The organism is Pseudomonas sp. 3MAES_34.3B (assembly GCF_058145875.1).
This window is the reverse complement of sequence record NZ_CM176960.1, coordinates 1,020,098-1,041,500: the sequence shown is the minus strand read 5'-3', so window position 1 is coordinate 1,041,500 and position 21,403 is coordinate 1,020,098. Positions and strand designations below refer to the sequence as shown.

The 21,403-nt window shown below is 62.3% G+C and carries 19 protein-coding genes and 2 tRNA genes; 13 read left to right on the top strand and 8 right to left on the bottom strand.

The genetic code is table 11. The annotated features are described in order from the left end of the window. The first annotated feature begins 94 nt into the window (after positions 1-94). The 4 genes from AC3Z8Y_RS04655 (at position 95) to AC3Z8Y_RS04640 (ending at position 4,545) form a co-directional block, all read left to right on the top strand. Positions 95-171 (top strand) — tRNA-Met (locus tag AC3Z8Y_RS04655). 163 nt (positions 172-334) lie between these two features. Then, positions 335-411: transfer RNA gene (locus AC3Z8Y_RS04650), tRNA-Met, on the top strand. Positions 412-628: 217 nt separating this feature from the next. Beyond that, positions 629-3,271 carry a bifunctional lysylphosphatidylglycerol flippase/synthetase MprF gene (gene mprF, locus AC3Z8Y_RS04645; RefSeq protein ID WP_490088654.1) on the top strand — a complete coding sequence of 881 codons (2,643 nt, stop codon included), beginning with the start codon at positions 629-631 and terminating at the stop codon, positions 3,269-3,271. Next, the gene (locus AC3Z8Y_RS04640) at positions 3,271-4,545 is read left to right on the top strand and encodes a virulence factor family protein (protein ID WP_490088653.1); all 1,275 of its coding nucleotides are present in this window, start codon (positions 3,271-3,273) and stop codon (positions 4,543-4,545) included. Before mprF ends, AC3Z8Y_RS04640 begins: the two co-directional genes overlap by 1 nt. Before the next feature lie 61 nt (positions 4,546-4,606). On the opposite strand, the gene AC3Z8Y_RS04635 is transcribed toward AC3Z8Y_RS04640, so the two are convergent. Beyond that, entirely contained in the window at positions 4,607-6,448 is a 1,842-nt protein-coding gene (locus AC3Z8Y_RS04635) for a potassium transporter Kup (RefSeq protein WP_490089933.1), read from the bottom strand. Positions 6,449-6,748: 300 nt separating this feature from the next. On the opposite strand from AC3Z8Y_RS04635, the gene rimO reads away from it, so the two are divergent. The 4 genes from rimO to tsaA all read left to right on the top strand — a co-directional run bounded on the left by rimO (position 6,749) and on the right by tsaA (position 9,840). Further along, complete coding sequence (rimO, locus tag AC3Z8Y_RS04630; protein WP_490088652.1) at positions 6,749-8,086, top strand: 30S ribosomal protein S12 methylthiotransferase RimO; 1,338 nt, start codon at positions 6,749-6,751, stop codon at positions 8,084-8,086. Between the two features lie 66 nt (positions 8,087-8,152). After that, positions 8,153-8,620, top strand: a complete 468-nt coding sequence (locus tag AC3Z8Y_RS04625) for a GNAT family N-acetyltransferase (protein ID WP_490088651.1) — start codon at positions 8,153-8,155, stop codon at positions 8,618-8,620. A 61-nt stretch (positions 8,621-8,681) separates the two neighbouring features. Further along, positions 8,682-9,143, top strand: coding sequence for a YehS family protein (locus tag AC3Z8Y_RS04620; protein WP_490088650.1), 462 nt, complete (start codon positions 8,682-8,684; stop codon positions 9,141-9,143). A gap of 1 nt (position 9,144) precedes the next feature. Then, positions 9,145-9,840, top strand: a complete 696-nt coding sequence (gene tsaA / locus AC3Z8Y_RS04615) for a tRNA (N6-threonylcarbamoyladenosine(37)-N6)-methyltransferase TrmO (protein WP_490088649.1) — start codon at positions 9,145-9,147, stop codon at positions 9,838-9,840. A gap of 48 nt (positions 9,841-9,888) precedes the next feature. Here the strand turns inward: tsaA and fpr are convergent, their stop codons facing one another. After that, positions 9,889-10,668: a ferredoxin-NADP reductase gene (gene fpr, locus AC3Z8Y_RS04610; RefSeq protein ID WP_181117231.1), complete on the bottom strand. Its 780-nt coding sequence runs from the start codon at positions 10,666-10,668 to the stop codon at positions 9,889-9,891. Positions 10,669-10,818: 150 nt separating this feature from the next. Between fpr and AC3Z8Y_RS04605 the strand changes: the two genes are divergently transcribed. After that, positions 10,819-11,745: a LysR family transcriptional regulator gene (locus AC3Z8Y_RS04605; RefSeq protein WP_181117230.1), complete on the top strand. Its 927-nt coding sequence runs from the start codon at positions 10,819-10,821 to the stop codon at positions 11,743-11,745. On the opposite strand, the gene AC3Z8Y_RS04600 is transcribed toward AC3Z8Y_RS04605, so the two are convergent. Next, the gene (locus AC3Z8Y_RS04600; RefSeq protein WP_490088648.1) at positions 11,742-12,104 is read right to left on the bottom strand and encodes a diacylglycerol kinase; all 363 of its coding nucleotides are present in this window, start codon (positions 12,102-12,104) and stop codon (positions 11,742-11,744) included. The genes AC3Z8Y_RS04605 and AC3Z8Y_RS04600 overlap by 4 nt on opposite strands. A gap of 68 nt (positions 12,105-12,172) precedes the next feature. Then, positions 12,173-12,823: a response regulator transcription factor ErdR gene (gene erdR, locus AC3Z8Y_RS04595; RefSeq protein WP_490088647.1), complete on the bottom strand. Its 651-nt coding sequence runs from the start codon at positions 12,821-12,823 to the stop codon at positions 12,173-12,175. Between the two features lie 165 nt (positions 12,824-12,988). Between erdR and AC3Z8Y_RS04590 the strand changes: the two genes are divergently transcribed. Continuing rightward, complete coding sequence (locus tag AC3Z8Y_RS04590) at positions 12,989-13,873, top strand: DMT family transporter (protein WP_490088646.1); 885 nt, start codon at positions 12,989-12,991, stop codon at positions 13,871-13,873. Here AC3Z8Y_RS04590 and AC3Z8Y_RS04585 read toward each other — a convergent pair. Continuing rightward, a complete protein-coding gene (locus AC3Z8Y_RS04585; protein WP_490088645.1) occupies positions 13,792-14,559 on the bottom strand; it encodes a tRNA-uridine aminocarboxypropyltransferase in 768 nt (255 codons plus the stop codon). The two genes, AC3Z8Y_RS04590 and AC3Z8Y_RS04585, sit on opposite strands and share 82 nt — an antisense overlap. A 162-nt stretch (positions 14,560-14,721) precedes the next feature. Between AC3Z8Y_RS04585 and AC3Z8Y_RS04580 the strand changes: the two genes are divergently transcribed. Together AC3Z8Y_RS04580 and AC3Z8Y_RS04575 are read left to right on the top strand one after the other, a co-directional pair. After that, a complete protein-coding gene (locus tag AC3Z8Y_RS04580) occupies positions 14,722-15,132 on the top strand; it encodes a quorum-sensing-regulated virulence factor family protein (RefSeq protein ID WP_490088644.1) in 411 nt (136 codons plus the stop codon). 64 nt (positions 15,133-15,196) lie between these two features. Further along, the gene (locus tag AC3Z8Y_RS04575; RefSeq protein WP_490088643.1) at positions 15,197-16,279 is read left to right on the top strand and encodes an LOG family protein; all 1,083 of its coding nucleotides are present in this window, start codon (positions 15,197-15,199) and stop codon (positions 16,277-16,279) included. Positions 16,280-16,336: 57 nt separating this feature from the next. Here the strand turns inward: AC3Z8Y_RS04575 and recX are convergent, their stop codons facing one another. The 3 genes from recX to AC3Z8Y_RS04560 form a co-directional block, all read right to left on the bottom strand. Continuing rightward, positions 16,337-16,798, bottom strand: a complete 462-nt coding sequence (recX, locus tag AC3Z8Y_RS04570) for a recombination regulator RecX (RefSeq protein ID WP_490088642.1) — start codon at positions 16,796-16,798, stop codon at positions 16,337-16,339. A 47-nt stretch (positions 16,799-16,845) separates the two neighbouring features. Further along, entirely contained in the window at positions 16,846-17,949 is a 1,104-nt protein-coding gene (gene recA / locus AC3Z8Y_RS04565; RefSeq protein WP_490088641.1) for a recombinase RecA, read from the bottom strand. Between the two features lie 112 nt (positions 17,950-18,061). Further along, positions 18,062-18,562 (bottom strand): CinA family protein, encoded by a 501-nt coding sequence (locus tag AC3Z8Y_RS04560; protein ID WP_490088640.1) that lies wholly within the window; start codon positions 18,560-18,562, stop codon positions 18,062-18,064. 255 nt (positions 18,563-18,817) lie between these two features. On the opposite strand from AC3Z8Y_RS04560, the gene mutS reads away from it, so the two are divergent. Continuing rightward, complete coding sequence (mutS, locus tag AC3Z8Y_RS04555) at positions 18,818-21,385, top strand: DNA mismatch repair protein MutS (RefSeq protein WP_490088639.1); 2,568 nt, start codon at positions 18,818-18,820, stop codon at positions 21,383-21,385. The last annotated feature ends 18 nt before the right edge of the window (positions 21,386-21,403 follow it).

The following is a 21,403-nucleotide window of genomic DNA, read 5'->3' as shown; positions in this document are numbered from 1 at the left end:
GCTTCGGGCGAGCGCTAAACATTTGACCCAAAAGCAGTTTTTCTCAGATAACGGTTGACATGCGCAGCGGCAAGCGTAGAATCCACCCCACAGACGCGGGATGGAGCAGTCTGGTAGCTCGTCGGGCTCATAACCCGAAGGTCGTCGGTTCAAATCCGGCTCCCGCAACCAAATACGAAAGGCCACTTGAAAAAGTGGCCTTTTTTATTGCGCTTGAATCACCGCTGAACCTCACCCGAGCCCCCCCCCGGGCAGCGTGAACTGATGGGCAGAGGTCGTGAAGCAGATTCATGTTGACTTCCTGCCAAACGCCCCTATAATGCGCAACCACAGACGCGGGATGGAGCAGTCTGGTAGCTCGTCGGGCTCATAACCCGAAGGTCGTCGGTTCAAATCCGGCTCCCGCAACCAATTGAAGAAAGGCCACTTGAAAAAGTGGCCTTTTTTTTTGCCTGTGCCAACCTTGGTCCTGTCTGGTCCAACTACTGTGAGCATGAACTTCCCTCCCGCCGGAGGGGTCTGGTCGAAGAGCGGGCAGGCGCAGAATTTCGCAAAAATTTCATTTTGTAGGGATTGGTAAGTTGTTCAGATACCTCCATCCTGTCGCGCTCAATAGGCGAGGTCATTGATGCGCCCCGAAATGCCTGAAGTAAACGACACCCCAACTTCTCCAGAACCTCTACCCCGCGGCCGGCTACGGTGGCTGGACCTGCTGAGCCGGTACCGCCAGCCTTTGGGGATAGGGCTTACCCTGGTCATGTTCGCCATCGCGCTGATCGCCTGCCGGCGGATGCTTCGCGACCTGGACATCTATGCACTCCACGATTCGGTAGCGGCAACGCCGAGTTCCGCGCTGCTGGCCGCGCTAGGGTTCACCGTCGCCGGGTTTGTAGTGCTGCTGGGCTATGAATGGTCTGCATCGCGGTACGCTGGCGCCAGCCTTGGCCCGCGCACGCTGGCAATGGGCGGCTTCACTGCGTTTGCCATCGGCAATGCGGTCGGGCTATCGCTGCTGTCTGGCGGATCCGTCCGGTACCGCTTGTACTCGCGCGAGGGCGCGGGCCCTGCCGAAGTGGCGCGGATGACGCTTTTCGCCAGCCTCTCGCTGGGCTGCGCGCTGCCCCCCCTGGCGGCGCTCGCTTGCCTTAGTGACCTATCAGCTGCGTCCACTGCCCTGCGCCTGTCACCAGCGCTGCTCGGGGTAATCGCCGCAGCGGTGTTGCTACTCACGGCGGGGCTGGCGGTAGGTGTGTACCGTCGACGTGCGCCTGTGCAGCCGTTCCCGCACAATCTCATCGTTCGTGCCGGGCGCAGCACCCTGCGGCTGCCATCACTGCGGCTGTGCCTGCTGCAGCTGGTGATCACGGCGCTGGATGTCGCGATCGCAGCGGCCGTGCTCTATAGCCTGCTGCCCGAGGCGCCGCCCTTCGGCGCTTTCCTGCTGGTCTACCTGCTGGCACTGGCTGCCGGGGTGCTCAGCCATGTACCCGGCGGTGTAGGCGTTTTCGAAGCCATCCTGCTGGCCGCCTTTGCCGATCAACTGGGCGCCGCTCCGTTGGCCGCTGCCCTGCTCCTCTATCGGCTCATTTATGTAATGCTGCCGTTCCTGGTTGCCTGCCTGTGGCTGCTAGCCACGGAGGCCCGCCGCCTGCTGTTCGCGCGCAATGCCATCCGGGCGGCTTCGGGGCTGGCCGCGCCCATTCTGGCAGTGCTGGTGTTCCTGTCAGGCATGGTGCTGCTGTTTTCGGGCGCCACTCCGGAAATCGACACCCGGCTGCGGCACATGGGCTTCTTGATCCCGCACCGGCTGATCGACGCCTCGCACTTCGCGGCAAGCTTGATCGGCGTGCTTTGCCTGCTGCTGGCGCAAGGCTTGCGCCGTCGTCTCTCTGCGGCCTGGATGCTGACCGTGATCCTGTTGCTGGTGGGCGCCCTGTTATCGCTGCTCAAAGGCTTCGACTGGGAAGAGGCCAGCGTGCTCACGCTCACCGCTTGCCTGCTGGCAGTGTTCCGTCGTTCGTTCTACCGGCCCAGCCGCTTGATGGAGCTGCCGCTGTCCCCGTTCTACCTTATGGCCGCTGCCTGTGTGGTTGGCGCATCGATCTGGCTGCTGTTCTTCGCCTATCAGGATGTGCCCTATAACAACCGCCTGTGGTGGCAGTTCACCCTGGATGCCGATGCCCCCCGCGGCTTGCGCTCGGCACTGGGCAGCGCGGTGCTGCTGGTGGTGGTGGTTCTGACCTGGCTGCTGCGCACTGCGCGGCCGGTGATTCACCTGCCCGGCCGAGACGAACTGGAGCGGGCGCACAAGATCCTCATGGCCTCGCATCAACCCGATGGTGGCCTGGCGCTTACCGGCGACAAGGCGTTGCTGTTCCACCCCAACGACAAGGCATTCCTGATGTATGCCCGTCGTGGCCGCAGCCTGGTGGCGTTGTATGACCCCATCGGGCCTACCCAGCCCCGGGCAGAGATGATCTGGCAGTTCCGCGACCTGTGCGATTTCCACCATGCGCGCCCGGTGTTCTATCAGGTGCGGGCCGAGAACCTGCCCTTCTATATGGACATCGGCCTCACCGCCATCAAGCTGGGCGAGGAAGCCCGCGTGGACCTGCGCCGGTTCGATCTCGAGGCCAAGGGCAAGGAGATGAAAGACCTGCGCTACACCTGGAACCGGGGCACGCGCGACGGCTTGAGCATGGAAATCTACGAGCCCGGCACCGCGCCGCTCGATGAACTGAAAGTTATCTCCGACGCCTGGTTATCAGGTAAGAATGTACGCGAGAAGGGGTTTTCCCTTGGCCGCTTCAGCCCGGACTACCTCAAGCATTTCCGTATCGTGATCATTCACTTCCAGGGCCGGCCGGTGGCATTCGCCAACCTGCTGGAAACCAACAGCCATGAACTGGCCAGCCTGGACCTGATGCGCTCACATCCGGAAGCGCCAAAGCTGACCATGGAGTTCATGATGGTGGGGCTGATCCAGCATTACAAACAGCTGGGTTACGGCCGTTTCAGCCTGGGCATGGTGCCGCTGTCTGGCCTGCAACCGCGGCGCGGAGCGCCCCTCACGCAGCGGCTGGGCTCGATGGTGTTCCGCCGGGGGGAGCAGTTGTACAACTTCCAGGGGCTTCGCCGGTTCAAGGACAAGTTTCAGCCTGACTGGGAACCTCGTTACATGGCCGTGCCCGCGGGGCTGGATCCGCTCGTGGCGCTGGCTGACACCGCCGCCCTTATCGCGGGCGGCCTGACTGGATTGGTGAAACGCTGATGATTCGACGTTACTGGCGCCCCGCGCTGTTTGCGCTGTTGATCGTGATCGTAGTGGCAGCCGTGGTTTTCTGGTGGGTAAACCGTCCAGTGCCACCTGCAACGGCAGAGCCTGTAAAACTCAGTGACGGCAGCGAAGCGACCCTGGTAACCCCAGGCCAGCGCGCGAAAAGCGTAATGGCGGTGGCGGTGCCGGCCGACCAGGCACTCACAGAGCGGCAGCTGACCGACCTTAGCCGCACAGGCGCGGCGCGCATCATTCAGGTGGTTCTGCCCAAGGAAGACTGCGCTGCCCAGCAGGCCGCCTTCGATGCGGCGCTCAAGCAGTTGAAAGCCGCTCCCGACGTTGTCGGTGGCATTGGCCCGGGCGCCTCGCTTGCCTGGCACTGGCTTGCCACCCAAGCCAACGACAAGGCCCGGGCAGTGTCGGTGGACTTCACCGTCGAGCAGCCCAACTGCAAGGCCGAGGTACCGAAAAAAGCCGACCACGGCAGCTGGTCAGTTGCCTGGAATGACTGGCCGGACGACGTCAGCGCTACCTTCGTACGCGGCCAGGCGAACGCCCAGAACAGCATCAGCGACTACGACGTGAAGCTCCCGCAACTGCTCAAGACGCAGTTGACCCAAGCGGTGATGGGAGAAAACGACAAAGGCCTGAAAATGCCCGTGGTCGAAGTGCCGTCGAGCAAACCTAATGACACCGTAACCCTCTTCCTCTCCGGTGACGGCGGCTGGCGTGACCTGGACAAGGACGTGGCCGAAGACATGGCCAAATCCGGCTACCCCGTGGTGGGCATCGACACGCTCCGCTACTACTGGCAACACAAGTCGCCGGAAGAAAGCGCCGAAGACCTGGTAGAGCTGATGCAGTACTACCGGCAGAAATGGGGCGCCAAGCACTTCGTGCTGGCGGGCTACTCCTTCGGCGCGGACGTACTGCCAGCTATCTACAACCGCTTGCCCGCCGAGGAGCAGGCCCGGGTCAGCAGCATGATCCTGCTGGCGTTTGCCCGCAGCGGCAGCTTCGAGATCCAGGTGGAAGGCTGGCTTGGCCAGGAAGGCAAGGAAGCACCCACCGGCGTGGAGCTGGCCAAGGTGCCCGGGGCGAAGGTGCTGTGCGTCTATGGCGCCGAGGAAGCCGACGAAAGCGGCTGTACCGAAGCCACCGACACCGGCGAGAAGCTCCAGCTGCCAGGTGGCCATCACTTCGATGAGAACTACCCGGCCCTGGCGCAGCGCTTGATTCAAGCGATCGACAAGCGCAACGCTCAATAACGGAGGGCGCGCTCCCGGGTTTTACCCCCCGGGAACCGCGCCCTGATCGATACCCGGCTTGCTACATCTCCACCTGCGTACCCAGCTCGATCACCCGGTTCAACGGCAGCCTGAAGAAGCGAAGGTTGCCGTTGGCGTTCTTGAGCATGAAGGCGAACAGCCCTTCCCGCCAGCGGGCCATGCCGGGCAGGCGAGATGGGATGACGGTTTCCCGGCTGAGGAAGAAGGTGGTGCGCATCGGGCTGAAATCCAGGTCCTCGAGATGGCACAGCGCGAGCGCCGCCGGCACGTCTGGCTCATCCATGAAGCCGTAATGCAGGATCACCCGGTAGAAACCTTCCCCAAATGCCTCGACCTCGACCCGTTCCTGCGCAGGTACGCGCGGCTGATCCTCGCTGAGCACCGTCAGCAGCACGATCTGTTCGTGCAGTACCTGGTTATGCAGCATGTTGTGCAGCAAGGCGTGGGGTACGGCGTCCTGCCGGGCAGTAAGGAACACCGCCGTGCCTTGAACGCGGTGCGGCGGCTGTACCCGAATGCTGCCAATGAAGATAGGCAGCGGCAGGCTGCCCTCGTCGAGGCGCTCTACCAGCAGCTGTTTTCCGCGCTTCCAGGTGGTCATCAGAATGAACAGCGCGCTCCCCGCCAGCACCGGGAAGGCGCCGCCTTGAACGATCTTCGGCACGTTGGCCGTGAAGAACAGCAGGTCCACCAGCAGGAAGCTGCACAGCAAGGGCGCCGCAACCACCACGGGCCACTTCCACAGCCGCAGCACCACCGCCGACAGCAACACGGTAGTGCACAGCATGGTGCCGGTTACCGCTACCCCGTAGGCAGAAGCCAGCGCACTCGACGACTCGAAGCCCAGCACCAGAAGAATCACGCCCACCATCAGCAGCCAGTTCACCGCGCTGATGTAGATCTGGCCCTGCTCGCTGCTGGAGGTGTGCTGGATGTGCATGCGCGGGATATAGCCCAGCTGGATTGCCTGATGCGTGAGCGAGAATGCACCGGAAATCACCGCCTGGGACGCAATCACCGTGGCCATGGTCGAGAGCACTACCAGCGGAATCAGGGCCCAGCCGGGTGCCAGCAGGAAGAACGGGTTACGCGCCGCTTCAGGGTTCTCCAGCAGCAGGCCACCCTGGCCGAAGTAGTTGAGCACCAGCGCCGGCAGGATGAGGGCAAACCAGGCCCGGGCAATCGGCTTGCGGCCGAAGTGGCCCATGTCGGCATACAGCGCCTCGGCACCGGTCAAGGCCAGCACTACGGCACCCAGCACCGCGATGCTGATGCCCGGGTGGCTGGCGAAGAAACGCACCATCCAGATCGGGTTGATGGCGTGCAGTACTTCAGGATGATGGGAAATACCCAGCACGCCGAGCGCGGCCAGAACCACGAACCAGCACACCATGATGGGCCCGAACAACTTGCCGATACGGGCCGTGCCGTGTTTCTGCAGGATAAACAGGCCTATCAAGATGACCAGCGCCACCGGGATCACCCAGTGCTCCACCCCGTCGAACGCCAGCTCCAGGCCCTCGACCGCAGACAATACCGACACCGCCGGGGTAATCATGCTGTCGCCGTAGAACAGTGCAGCCCCCACCAGGCCGAACGCCACCATTACGGAGCTTACCCGGGGGTGGCCGGCCACCGCACGGCGTGCCAGCGACAGCAACGCCATGGTGCCCCCTTCACCCTGGTTGTCAGCGCGCAGCACGAACAGTACGTACTTGATCGACACTACCCAGATGAGCGCCCAGAAAATAAGCGACAGCACGCCAAGCACCCCCTCATGGGTGACGGTGACCCCATATCCGCCCATGAACACTTCCTTGAGGGTGTACAACGGGCTGGTACCGATGTCGCCATAGACCACGCCCACCGCCGCGACCAGCATGCTCAGCGGCTTCGCCGCGGCATGGCCGCCCTCTGCCTCATTGCTTGCCTGAACCATCCACTTCTCCTGCTACCCTTGATCCCGGCTTCGAGCGCCGAGCGGTGTTTTTGTTTCGTGCCCGTTGCAGCGCGCAACCGGTGCTTCACGAGGGGGCGAAGCATAGCGCAGCGCTGGTCGCATTTCCCCCGTTTAACGCTGGCAATGAAGCGCGCGCATCGCTAGAATTGCGCACTTTTTGATCAGACGCGCCCAGCGCGCAACCGGGTGAACCCACGGCTTCGCCCCACACCGAGGTTAGTCATGTCTACTGTCACTCCGCCCGCCGCCAATCCAAAGGTCGGCTTCGTTTCTCTGGGCTGCCCCAAGGCCCTGGTCGATTCGGAGCGGATCCTGACCCAGCTGCGCATGGAAGGCTACGAGGTCGTCCCTACCTACCAGGATGCCGACGTGGTGGTGGTCAACACCTGTGGCTTTATTGACAGTGCCAAGGCCGAATCGCTCGAAGTGATCGGCGAAGCCATCGCCGAGAACGGCCGCGTGATCGTGACCGGCTGCATGGGCGTGGACGAAAGCGTTATCCGTGACGTGCATCCTAGCGTGCTCGCCGTGAGCGGCCCCCAGCAATACGAGCAGGTAGTGAACGCCGTACACCAGGTTGTGCCGCCACGCCAGGACCACAACCCGCTGATCGACCTGGTACCGCCGCAGGGCATCAAGCTCACGCCGCGCCACTACGCCTACCTGAAGATTTCCGAAGGCTGCAATCATAGCTGCAGTTTCTGCATCATTCCGTCCATGCGCGGCAAGCTGGTCAGCCGCCCGGTGGGCGATGTGCTGGATGAAGCCCAGCGGCTGGTGAAGGCCGGCGTGAAGGAACTGTTGATCATTTCGCAAGACACCAGCGCCTATGGCGTAGACGTGAAATACCGCACGGGGTTCTGGAATGGTCAGCCGGTGAAAACCCGCATGACCGAACTCTGCCAGGCGCTCAGCACCCTGGGCGTGTGGGTGCGCCTGCACTACGTATACCCCTACCCTCATGTGGACGAGCTGATCCCACTGATGGCGGCCGGCAAAATTCTGCCGTACCTGGACATCCCGTTCCAGCACGCCAGCCCCAAAGTGCTGAAGCTGATGAAACGCCCGGCCTTTGAAGACAAGACCCTGGCGCGCATCAAGAACTGGCGCGAGCTGTGCCCGGAGCTGGTCATCCGTTCCACGTTCATCGTCGGCTTCCCGGGCGAAACCGAAGAAGACTTCCAATACCTGCTGGAGTGGCTCACCGAGGCGCAGCTGGACCGCGTCGGTTGCTTCCAGTACTCCCCCGTGGAAGGCGCGCCAGCCAACGAACTGGCCGACGCCGTGCCGGATGACGTGAAGCAGGACCGCTGGGATCGCTTCATGGCGCATCAGCAAGCAATCAGCGCAGCACGCCTGCAGACCCGCGTGGGCCGCGAAATCGAAGTACTGATCGACGAAGTGGACGAGCAAGGCGCCATTGGCCGCTGCTTCTACGACGCGCCGGAAATCGACGGCAATGTGTATGTGGAAGCCGATCGGCCGCTCAGCCCGGGTGACAAGGTGATGTGCCGAGTGACCGAGGCAGACGAATACGACCTGTGGGCAACCGCCCTCTGAGGTTGCAAGAAAACTACGCCCAGCCGGGCTATAGTGGTGCTGGCAAGTGTCTAGGAGACCTTAGCCATGCCAGCGCCCTTTTCCATCGGTACCCCGGGCCCCGGGGACTATCCCGAACTGCTCCGCGTGTGGGAAGCCTCAGTGCGGGCTACCCATAGCTTCCTTCCAGACGACTATATCAACGAGTTGAAAGCGCTCATGCTCGAGCGCTACCTCGACCTGGTGATGTTGATCTGCATCCGTGATGGCAACAAACGAATAGCAGGGTTTGCCGGCGTAGCCGCGGGAAGGGTAGAAATGCTCTTCATCGACCCGCCCTATCGCGGGCGCGGGCTGGGCAAACGGCTGTTGTGGTACGCCATCGACCACCTCAATGCCGAGGCCCTGGATGTGAACGAGCAGAACGCGCAAGCCGTGGGGTTTTATTTCAGGCAGGGGTTTGAAGTGGTCGGCCGCAGCGAAGTCGATGGCATGGGCCAGCCGTATCCCCTGTTGCACCTGCGCCTGGTTGCGCGCCCTGCCCGCTCGGCCTGAGCAGCAGCCGGCGGCGGCAGGTACACTATGCGTTTTTACGCTCAAGGGCTTTTGACTACCCATGATTCACAACGATGTGCTGCGCGGCCTGCGCTACATGCTCAATATCAGCGACGGCAAGCTGATCGACATCATCGCGCTGGGCGGCCTGGCCGTGCCAATCGAAGCGGTGCGCACCTACCTGAAGAAGGAAGACGAAGCGGGTTTCGTTCGCTGCCCGGACGCGGTGTTGGGCCACTTCCTGGACGGCCTGGTGGTTCATCGGCGCGGCAAGGACGACAGCCGCCCGCCGCAACCTGTGCAACTGCCGGTGACCAACAACGATATTCTGAAAAAGCTTCGCGTGGCCTTCGAACTGCGCGAAGACGACATCCGCCAGATTCTCGAACGGGTCGATTTTCCCATTTCCAAGCCGGAGCTCAGTGCACTGTTCCGCAAGGCCGGCCACGACAACTATCGCCCTTGTGGCGACCAGTTGCTGCGTAACTTCCTCAAGGGCCTGACGCTCCGGCTGCGCCCCTGACATGTCCTACACAATGAGCCCCGTGGGTCATGTGCGGTCATGCTTCAAGGAAAAATTCGCTATTCCCCGGCAACCGGCACTGGCCAGCGCTGCCCGGGGCTGCCTGGAACTGCTGGCGCCCTACGACCGCGCAGAAGCAGTGCAGGGCCTGGAAGGTGTGAGCCACGTGTGGCTGCTGTTCGTGTTTCACCAGGCGCTCGAAGCACAGCCACGGTTGAAGGTTCGCCCGCCGCGCCTGGGCGGCAACCGCAGCATCGGTGTGTTCGCCACCCGCGCGACGCATCGCCCCAACGGGATAGGCCAGTCTGTGGTGAAGCTGGACCGGGTAGAGCCGGGAAAGCTGTGGCTATCCGGCATCGACCTGCTCGATGGCACGCCTGTTCTGGACATCAAGCCCTACGTACCCTATGCCGACCAGGTGGCAGGCGCGGTGAATACCCTGGCTGACGCGGCGCCCCCAGGGGTGGCGGTGGAATGGAACGAGCACGCGCTTGAGCAGGCGAACGCGCATGGCCAGCGACTGGGCGAGCCCCTGGTGGCACTGATCGAACAATGCCTGGGGCAGGATCCCCGCCCCGCGTATCAGGTACCCGAGCCAAGCCGCCAATACGGAGTAAAGCTGTGGGACGTGGAAGTGCGCTGGCATTACCCTGACCTTCACACCATCAAGGTGCTGGAAGTCGTAGCCCAGGCATGAAAAAGCCGCTCGGCCTACACAGCGGAGCGGCTTTTTTACGACGCGGGCTTATTTCTCCACGAAGGCTCGCTCGATCAGGTAGTCGCCCGGCTCGCGCATGCGCGGCGAAACGGCCAGGCCGAAGCTGTCGAGCACCGCGCTGGTCTCGTCCAGCATGCTCGGGCTACCGCAGATCATCGCGCGGTCATCCTGCGGGTTGATCGGCGGAAGGCCGATGTCGGCGAACAGCTTGCCGCTGCGCATCAGGTCGGTCAGGCGGCCCTGGTTGCGGAACGGCTCACGGGTGACGGTGGGGTAGTAGATCAGCTTGTCACGCACGCCCTCGCCGAAGAATTCGTTCTGCGGCAGGTGCTCGGTGATGAACTCGTGGTAAGCCACTTCGTTGGTGTAGCGCACGCCATGTACCAGGATCACCTTCTCGAAGCGCTCGTAGGTTTCCGGGTCCTGGATGACACTCATGAACGGCGCCAGGCCAGTGCCTGTGCTCAGCAGGTACAGGTGCTTGCCGGGCTTGAGGTCGTCGAGCACCAGGGTACCGGTAGGCTTCTTGCTGATGATGACCTCGTCGCCTTCCTTCAGGTGCTGCAGCTGCGAGGTGAGCGGGCCATCGGGCACCTTGATGCTGAAGAACTCCAGATGCTCTTCCCAGTTCGGGCTGGCGATGGAATACGCGCGCATCAGGGGACGGCCGTTGGGCTGCTGCAGGCCGATCATCACGAACTGGCCGTTTTCGAAACGAAGGCCGGGATCGCGAGTGCACTTGAAGCTGAACAGGGTATCGTTCCAGTGATGAACACTGAGCACGCGCTCGTGGTTGAAGTTGCTCATTGAAGAAAGGCTCCTGAAAACTCGGTACCCTGACTGGCAGGTGCATGCCTGGCAGGTGCCGACACTGCGGCATGATTGCGCGGTATTCTAGAGCCCGCCACAATATCTGTTAAATGAATTATCAAGATATACCTAATCGGTTATATAGATATGCGATTCACACTTCGACAGTTACAGGTTTTCGTTGCCGTTGCCCAACAGGAGAGCGTGTCTCGCGCTGCGTCGTTGCTGGCCCTTTCGCAATCCGCAGCCAGCACCTCTATCACCGAGCTGGAGCGGCAATCGAGCTGCCAGCTGTTCGACCGTGCCGGCAAACGCCTGAGCTTGAACGCGCTCGGCCATCAGCTTCTGCCCAAGGCGGTTGCGCTGCTCGACCAAGCCAAGGAGATCGAAGACCTGCTTAACGGCAAGTCTGGCTTCGGCTCGCTGGCAGTGGGTGCCACGCTCACCATCGGTAACTACCTGGCCACACTGCTGATCGGCAGCTTCATGCAGCGTCACCCGGAAAGCCAGGTGAAACTGCACGTACACAATACCGCGCATATCGTGCAACAGGTGGCCCAGCATGAGCTGGACCTGGGCTTGATCGAAGGCGACTGCCACCATGGCGACATAGCGGTCCACCCGTGGGTAGAAGACGAGCTCGCGGTGTTCTGTTCACCCTCTCATCCACTGGCGGCCAAGGGCGAAGCGAGCCTGGAGGAATTGGTGCAAGAAGCCTGGATTTTGCGCGAACAGGGGTCTGGCACCCGCCTCACCTTCGACCAGGCCATGCGACACCACCGCTCGCTGCTCAACGTGCGTCTGGAGCTGGAGCACACCGAAGCCATCAAACGTGCGGTGGAGTCCGGGCTGGGTATTGGCTGCGTGTCCCGCCTGGCCCTTCGCGATGCGGTGCGGCGCGGCAGCCTGGTGTACATCGCCACGCCGGAACTGGACCTGTCCCGGCAGTTCTTCTTTATCTGGCATAAACAGAAGTACCAGACCTGCGCGATGCGGGAATTCCTTGAGCTGTGCCGCACGTTTACCGCTGGCGTGCGCCGCAGTGACGAGATTGTGCTGCGCCCGGTGGCTTAAAGCAGAATGATGCCCCACACCAGGGCAATAAGCGTGAGCGCCACGAATTGCGCGGCGCTGCCCATGTCCTTGGCGTTTTTGGACAGCGGATGGCGCTCCAGCGATATACGGTCAACGGTGGCTTCGATCGCCGAGTTTACCAACTCCACGATCAGTGCCAGCAGGCACGCAAGCACCAGCACAGCATGCTCTACCCGGCTTACCGGTAGAAAAAAGCTCAATGGAACGAGCACTGCGTTGAGCAAGACAAGCTGGCGGAACGCGGCCTCGCCGACGAAGGCGGCTTTCAGCCCGGCCATCGAATAACCGGCTGCGTTAACCATGCGTTTGAAGCCACTGTGGCCTTTGAAAGGTGACATGAACGGGCCCTACGGTTGCGGTGCTGCACCTTACCCGATCAGCCTCGCAGTTGCAGCTACCCGACGCCTCAGTTGCCGCTGACCGACGCCAGTTGCTGAAGCAGGAGCGCCGCCTGGGTTCGCGTACGTACGCCAAGCTTACGGAAGATCGCCGTGACATGGGCCTTGACGGTGGCTTCCGAAACGCTCAGCTCGAAGGCGATCTGCTTATTCAGCAGCCCCTCGCACACCATAGTCAACACTCGGAACTGTTGCGGCGTGAGGCTGGCCAGCCCCTCCCCTGCTTCCCGCGCCTGAGCGCTGACTTCCACGGGCTCGAAGGCTTGCGGTGGCCACCAGTCATCCCCCTCCAATACGGCGCGGACCGCGGCCTGGATCGTTTCCAGCGGGCTGGACTTGGGAATGAAGCCGCTGGCGCCGAACTCCCTGGCGCGGACCACCACGGCGGGCTCGTCCTGGGCAGAAATCATCACCACGGGCACCTGCGGGTATTGCCCTCGCAGCAACACCAGGCCGGAAAATCCATAGGCCCCGGGCATGTTCAGGTCAAGCAGTACCAGGTCCCAGTCATCCTTCTGGGCAAGCCGGGCCTCGAGCTCAGCGATACTTTCGGCTTCAGAAACCTTCGTCTCGGCCCCCGGGCCCAAGGTCAATGCCTGGCGCAAGGCACTGCGAAAGAGCGGATGGTCATCGGCGATGAGAATGTCGTGGCTGGCCATCAGCTAAATCCTGTGTGAACGAGCAAGGTACGGCCAGGCGGCCATCACAGGCGTGACGATCTGCCGCAACCAAACCGGCGCCAAGCATGCCCAGACCGGCAGGGGTGGTCAAGTTGCCTGCATTGGGGCACAGTTTCGCCCCCAGAATATTCATGGAGTGAATGAATGCACCGCCAAGCCCTGCGCGCCGACCTGTTGATGCTGCTTACCGCGATGATCTGGGGGTCTGGCTTCGTTGCGCAAACCGCCGGCATGGAGCATGTCGGGCCGTTCCTGTACACCGGGCTGCGCTTCGCCCTGGGTTCGCTGTGCCTGCTTCCGCTGCTGTATTGGCGCACCCGCCGCGCGCCTCAAGCGGCAACCCGAGGTCAGTGGGCTGCGGGCATCGCCATGGGCCTGGCGCTTGCGCTGGGCATCAACCTGCAGCAATTCGGCCTGCAGTTCACCACCGTGACCAACGCCGGATTCATCACTGGCTTGTATGTGATTGTAGTACCGGTAGTGGGCCTGTTTCTCGGCCACGCTACCGGCGCCGGCACTTGGCTGGGCGCTTGCCTGGCGGTGATCGGGATGTACCTGCTGAGCGTGAACGAGCATTTCGAAGTCGCGCCCGGCGACTGGCTGCAGCTGGCAGGCGCCTTTGTATGGGCGGGGCATGTATTGCTGGTGGGGCATTTTGCCAGCCGGCACGACGTGATCCGCCTGGCGTTCATCCAGTTCGTGGTCTGCGCCCTGGTCAGCCTTGCGCTGGCCGTGGTCTTCGAGCCCTTCCACGCTCAGGCCATGGTAGATGCCATCCCCGCCGTTGCGTACGGAGGTATGGTCGCGGCCGCACTCGGCTACACCTTGCAAGTGATTGCCCAGCGGCACGCCATCACTTCTCATGCCGCGATCATTTTCTCGCTCGAAGCCGTGTTTGCAGCAATCGCCGCCACGCTGTTCCTGGGCGAGGTGCTGACGCCGAGAGGTTATCTCGGCTGCGCGGTAATGCTTGCCGGCATGCTGGTGGCGCAGCTGTGGCCTTCAAGGGCCAAGGCTGCGCTGGCCTGAGGGTCGGCGAGCTGCGGCCGCGGCAGGCCGCGCTTGGCCGCCAGGTAGTGGCTGCTGAACAGGTCGAGCCAAGTGTCCAGGGCCTGCGCCGCAGCGGTTTCTCCGGCCAGCCCCAGGCACATGGCGGCGACCTCCGCGGTACAGAAATGATCGTCCCTTCGGGAACGGCGCAGTCGATAGCGAGAGATTTCCTCGGGCGCCAGGCTCAGCACCGGAAACCGGTCCAGGTACGGGCTTTTGCGGAACATCTTGCGGGCTTCGGTCCAGGTCGCATCCAACAGAATGAACAGGGGCCGCTTGCCGGACGACGTTGCTACGGTGTTCACCACCCGGCCCGGTGGCTGTACGAACTCGCCTGGAAACACCAGGTAGGGCTCGAAGCGGGGGTCTTCGAGCAGGGCCAATAGTGCCGGCGCCACATGGGTTCGCTGCCAACCAAAGGCAAAGGTATCCGGGATCACGTCTGCGATCAGCCAGCCGGTATTGGTGGGCTTCAACGCCTCCACGTCGTGCATCAGCAGGCATACCGCCGCGTTACTGGACGCTTGAGGCTGTAACGCGCAGAGGCAATGGCTGGGTAGCACCCGGCACCGCGGGCAACGGGGGCTTTTCGAGCCTCTGGCAATGAAGGGCCGGGTACTGCGCGCCAGGCGCTCGGCGCGCAGGCGAAAAACGGCATGGGACATGAGACGGCCAGGCAGGATAAAGCACGCATTCTACCACCCGGCCCAAGGGTACGGCGCTACCCGCAGCGGTTATACTCCCCACCGCCTGCCGTCCGGAACACGGGCGGGCGCAGCCGGTCCAACAGGCTCGCGCCGAGGGCGCCATCAGATCGAGGAGGTTTCATGCCACGCTTCACCATCGCTGTTTCCCTGCTTCTTGCGCTGCCCCTGGGCATCGCTCAGGCAGCTTCGCTACAAGACTATGAGCTGACCAAAACGCTCGAGAAAGTAGCCAAGGAAAGCAGTGTGGGCACACCGCGGGCAATCAACGAGGACATCCTCGACCAGGGCTATACCGTCAAGGGTAATGAGCTGATTGACCACCTGGCCGTGCGCCCCAGCCATGCGGCGAAAATGCGCGATAACCCTCAAGAGGTTTACCTGCAACTGGGCGCCAGCGTGTGCCGCAACGAGGGTTATCGGCAACTGATGGCGCGTGGGGCCGTGATGCGCTATGAATTTACTGAAAACAAGACGAAGAAACCTGTAGCGACGCACCGCTACACCGCCGCCGACTGCGGCATGAAACCCTGACCTGCTTTCCTGGCCAGGTGCGGGCACTACAGCCGCGCCTACCCTGCTGTGACGGAGAGGTTGCATGCCATATCACCCCAACCAGAACCTGACCGAGCATTTTTCCGTGCATGGCCGTGACCTGCTTGATCAGGTGGAAGCGCAGCTCTCGCAGCTGGCTCCCAACAGCCGCAACTTGCCGCTGTACCGCGATATGCTGCTCACCGTGTTACGTATGGCCCACGAAGATCGCAACCGCTGGGACGCCAAGATCACCCTGCAGACCCTCAGGGAGCTGGATCATGCGTTTCGCGCCCTGCATACCCACAAAGGTCGGCGCAAGGTCACCGTGTTCGGCTCGGCGCGCACGCCCAGGGAACATCCTGTTTACGCCCTCACCCGCGCGCTCGGCGAAGCGTTGGCCCGCGAAAACCTGATGGTTATCACCGGTGGTGGCGGCGGCATCATGGCTGCCGCGCATGAAGGTGCCGGACGGGAACACAGCCTGGGCTTCAATATCACGCTGCCTTTCGAGCAGCACGCCAACGCGACGATCGAGGGCTCGGATCGCCTGTTGTCGTTTCATTTCTTCTTCGTGCGCAAGCTGTTTTTCGTGAAGGAAGCCGATGCCATCGTGCTCTGCCCTGGCGGTTTCGGTACGCTGGACGAGGCATTGGAGGTGCTCACGCTGGTACAAACCGGCAAAAGCCCGCTGGTGCCCGTGGTATTGCTGGACGCACCGGGCGGCACCTTCTGGGAGGGTGCCCTTCGCTTCATGAAAGAAGAGCTGGAAGCCAACCACTACATTCTGCCAAGCGACCTGAAGCTGATGCGGTTGGTGTACAACCCTCAGGACGCGGTGGATGAAATACGCCGGTTCTACGCCAATTTCCACTCCACCCGCTGGCTGGGCACTACCTTCATCGTACGCATGCGGCACCCGCTAAGCAGTGCTGCACTGGCAAAAATGGAGGAAGCATTCCCGGATCTGAAACTGGGCGGCACGTTCGAGCAACACACTGTCGCACCTGAAAGCGCTGATGAGCCGGAACTGGCTCACCTGGCTCGGCTGGCCTTTGCGTTTACAGGGAGAAACCAGGGGCGTTTGCGGGAACTGGTGGACTTCATCAACCAGCCCGAGCACTGGGCCGGACCACCGAAAGAGTAGGAGCGGGCACAGCCCGCGAATGCCATAGAGCAGAATCGACGGGCAGGTGCGGTAGGGCTAATCCCTTCCGCTAAGCAGCCGCCCCACCATATCCATCGGGTAACCCCGGTAGAGCAAAAAGCGCGTCTGGCGGGCGCGTTCCTTTGGGTCGGTTGGCAATTGTGCAGCAAACTTGCGCTCCCACACGTCGCGAAGCAGTGACCCCCAGTCCATCCCGCAAACACGCAGTGCCTGATCTACATCAGCGCGCTGCAACCCTCGCTGGGTCAGATCCTCGCGAATACGCGCCGGCCCGTAGCCTGAACGTGCCCGGTAATTGATAAAGCTCTCAAGATACCGGGCCTCGGACAACAACCCTTCCTCGGCCAAGCGGTCCAGTTCCGACGCGATCAACTCGGGAGGCGCGCCCCGCTGGCGGAGTTTGCGTTCCAGCTCTACTCGCCCGTGCTCCCGCCTGGCCAGCAAATCCATTGCAGAGCGGCGAACGGCGACGGGGGTATCAAGCACTACGGCCGGCATGGGGAATGCCGGCCGTTGACCATGACCAGGTGAAGGTAAACGTCCAATTACAGGTCGCTGTCGGCGTCTACAACTTCGTCAGGGGCCAAGGCGCCTTTTTTCACATCCTTGGCATCCTTGGCGTCTTTCGTGTCTTTCGCGTCTTTCGCATCCGCGGCTGCGCCGCTGTTGAGCAACTTGTCGCGGATCTGCTTCTCCAGCGCGGCCTTGACCTCTGGGTTCTCTTCCAGGTACTTGGCGGCGTTTGCCTTGCCCTGGCCGATCTTGTTGCCCTGATAGGCGTACCATGCACCGGATTTGTCGACGAAGCCATTGGCTACGCCGAGGTCGATGATTTCGCCGTTCAGGTAAATACCTTTGCCATAAAGGATCTGGAATTCAGCTTGACGGAACGGAGGCGAAACCTTGTTCTTGACGACCTTCACCCGGGTTTCGCTACCCACGATGTCGTCACCTTCCTTCACCGAACCGGTACGACGGATATCCAGGCGAACCGAGGCGTAGAACTTGAGCGCGTTACCGCCGGTGGTGGTTTCCGGGCTACCGAACATCACACCGATTTTCATCCGGATCTGGTTGATGAAGATCACCAGGCAATTGGCGGTCTTGATGTTACCGGTGATCTTGCGCAGGGCCTGGGACATCAAGCGGGCTTGAAGGCCTACGTGCATGTCGCCCATTTCGCCTTCGATCTCGGCCTTCGGCACCAGTGCCGCCACGGAGTCGACGATGATCACGTCCACCGCGTTGGAGCGCACCAGCATGTCGGTGATTTCCAGCGCCTGCTCACCGGTGTCCGGCTGGGAAACCAGCAGGTCATCGACATTCACGCCCAGCTTGCCGGCGTATTCAGGGTCCAGCGCGTGCTCGGCGTCAACGAACGCACAGGTTGCCCCGCTGCGTTGAGCCTGGGCGATCACAGACAGGGTAAGCGTGGTTTTACCCGAGGATTCCGGGCCATAGATTTCAACGATACGGCCTTTTGGGAGACCGCCGATGCCCAGCGCGATGTCGAGCCCCAGCGAGCCGGTCGAGATGGCAGGAATGGCCGAACGCTCATGGTCACCCATGCGCATGACGGCACCCTTACCGAATTGACGCTCGATTTGACCCAGGGCCGCAGCCAAGGCACGCTTCTTGTTGTCGTCCATTGATGTCCTCACGATTTCGATTTCGATAGGGCCGACAGCGCGCGGTGCGCGACCTGAGCGGGCCAATAACTGTATAAGTAGACAGTATTATTCCATACCTTCGGCGGATCGCCTACCCCTGCCCGGGTTTTTCTCCAGCGGCCAATGCGGCCAGCCCCTGCAGCGCGGCCACCACCGTTTGTTGCCTCACACTATGTCGATCACCATCGAACTGCTTGCGTTCGGTAAAGGTGCGATCGCCATCCGCCCACGCCAGCCACACAGTGCCTACCGGCTTGTCCGCCGAGCCGCCTCCAGGGCCCGCCACGCCGCTTACCGCCACGGAAAACCGCGCTTGGGCCTGGCGCGCCGCGCCGAGGGCCATGGCCACCACAACCTCCTCGCTCACTGCACCTACATCGGCGAACAACGCTTCAGGTACCTGGAGTTGCAAATGCTTCTGACGGTTGGAGTAGGTCACGTAGCCGGCCTCGAACCAGCCAGAGCTGCCGGCGACGCGAGTGATCGCCTCGGCAATGCCACCACCGGTACAGGACTCTGCCGTGGTAACGGTCGCGCCCAACGCTTGAAGCCGGCTCCCCAGGGCAGTGGCGAGATGAGTGATGTCATCCATGGAAACTCCTCGTTCATCTGGTTTGACTGGCCGCGCAACGTTCGGCCGGGGGTAGACTTTCCGACGGAACCGCCCTGCTGTCCATCGTCGATAGGCAACGGGGGATTTCAGGCCACTCGTTCTGCCACGATCACATGCACTTGAACGATGAATCACTGTTCAACCGCAGGCGCAGCACGTTTGGCAGCACGGAAAATCCCTGTACCATTGCCGGCTTTCGTCCTCTGTTACACGACAGCCGAGCAAAGCCCCTGAATGTCTGAACTGTCCAATCACACCCCGATGATGCAGCAATACTGGAAGCTGAAAAACCAGCATCCGGACCAGCTCATGTTCTACCGCATGGGTGATTTCTACGAAATCTTCTACGAAGATGCGAAGAAAGCGGCCAGGCTGCTGGATATCACGCTCACCGCCCGGGGCCAGTCGGCTGGGCAGTCCATCCCCATGTGTGGCATCCCTTATCACGCCGCCGAAGGGTACCTGGCCAAGCTGGTGAAGTTAGGCGAATCAGTAGTGATCTGCGAACAGATCGGCGACCCCGCCACCAGCAAGGGCCCGGTGGAACGCCAGGTCGTGCGCATCATTACCCCCGGAACGGTCAGCGATGAAGCCCTGCTCGATGAGCGCCGTGACAACCTGATCGCGGCCTTGCTCGGTGATGAGCGGCTGTTTGGCCTGGCGGTGCTGGACATCACCAGCGGGCAGTTCATCGTCCAGGAGCTCAAAGGCTGGGAGCACCTGCTCGCCGAGCTCGAGCGCATCAACCCGGTAGAACTCTTGATTCCGGACGACTGGCCGCAGGGCTTGCCGGCCGAAAAGCGCCGAGGCTCGCGCCGCAGGCCGCCCTGGGAATTCGAACGCGACACCGCGCGCAAGCTGTTGTGTCAGCAGTTCGGCACGCAGGACCTCAAAGGCTTCGGCTGCGAACAGCTTACCCTCGCGATCAGTGCGGCCGGTTGCCTGCTGGCCTACGCCCGGGAAACCCAGCGCACCGCCCTGCCCCATTTGCGCAGCCTGCGCCACGAGCGGTTGGATGACACCGTGGTGCTGGACGCCGCCACCCGTCGCAACCTCGAGCTGGACGTGAACCTCAGTGGTGGGCGCGACAACACCTTGCAATCCGTGCTGGACCGTTGCCAGACCGCCATGGGCAGCCGCCTGCTGGCGCGCTGGCTCAACCGTCCGCTGCGGGACCTGAAGATTCTCAATGCCCGCCAGGCGTCCATTCGGTGCTTGCTGGAAGGCTATCGCTTCGAAGGGCTGCAGCCCCAGCTGAAGGCCATTGGAGACCTGGAGCGCATTCTGGCCCGTATCGGCCTGCGCAACGCGCGCCCTCGCGACCTGGCACGCCTGCGGGATGCCTTGGCGGCGCTCCCTGAACTACAGAACCACCTGGCCGACCTCGAGGCTCCGCATCTGGCCCAACTGGCGACCATCGCCGGTACTTATCCAGAGCTGGCTTCGCTGCTGGAGCGGGCGATCATTGATACACCTCCCGCGGTCATTCGCGACGGCGGCGTACTGAAGGTCGGCTATGACGCCGAACTCGACGAGCTGCTGTCGCTCAGCGAAAACGCCGGGCAGTTCCTTATCGACCTCGAAGCCCGTGAAAAGGCCCGCACCGGCCTTGCCAACCTCAAGGTCGGCTACAACCGTGTGCATGGCTATTTCATCGAACTGCCCAGCAAGCAGGCTGAACAGGCGCCTGGCGACTACATCCGGCGGCAAACCCTCAAAGGCGCCGAGCGCTTCATTACTCCTGAACTCAAGGCGTTCGAAGACAAGGCCCTGTCAGCGAAAACCCGTGCCCTGGCGCGGGAGAAAATGCTCTATGAAGCGTTGCTGGAAACACTCATCAGCCACCTTGCGCCGCTGCAGGACACCGCCGCCGCGCTCGCGGAGCTGGATGTGTTGAGCAACCTGGGCGAGCGCGCGCTGACCCTGGACCTGAACTGCCCCACTTTCGTGGACGAGCCTTCTATCCGGATCGAGCAAGGCCGCCACCCTGTGGTGGAGCAGGTGCTTACCACGCCGTTCGTGGCCAATGACCTGAGCCTGAACGACCATACGCGCATGTTGGTGATCACCGGGCCAAACATGGGCGGCAAGTCGACCTACATGCGCCAGACCGCGCTGATCGTGCTGCTGGCGCATATCGGCGCATTCGTCCCCGCCGCTCGCTGTGAGCTGTCCCTGGTGGACCGCATTTTCACCCGCATCGGGTCCAGCGATGACTTGGCGGGCGGACGGTCCACCTTCATGGTGGAAATGAGCGAAACCGCGAACATTCTGCATAACGCTACCCACGCAAGCCTGGTGCTGATGGACGAAGTGGGACGGGGCACCAGCACGTTCGACGGGCTTTCCCTGGCATGGGCTGCGGCCGAACGGCTGGCACACCTCAAGGCGTTCACCCTGTTCGCGACGCATTACTTCGAGCTCACGGTGTTGCCAGAGAGCGAGCCGGTGGTCGCGAACGTTCATTTGAACGCTACCGAGCACAACGAGCGCATCGTGTTCCTTCACCATGTGCTGCCGGGGCCGGCGAGCCAAAGCTATGGCCTGGCCGTGGCGCAGCTGGCAGGCGTGCCGGGGCCGGTCATCGAGCGGGCGAAGGAACATCTCGGCCGCCTTGAAACCGCCAGCCTGCCCCGCGAAGTGAACCCCGTTCGACCGGGCACGCCGCAGGTGCCGCACCAGAGCGACCTCTTTGCCCAGCTGCCCCACCCGGTGCTGGATGACCTGGCCAAGGCCGACCTCGATAACATGACGCCCCGTGCGGCGCTCGAACTGCTCTACACATTGAAACAGCGGGTCTAACGCCAAGGCCCGCAAGCT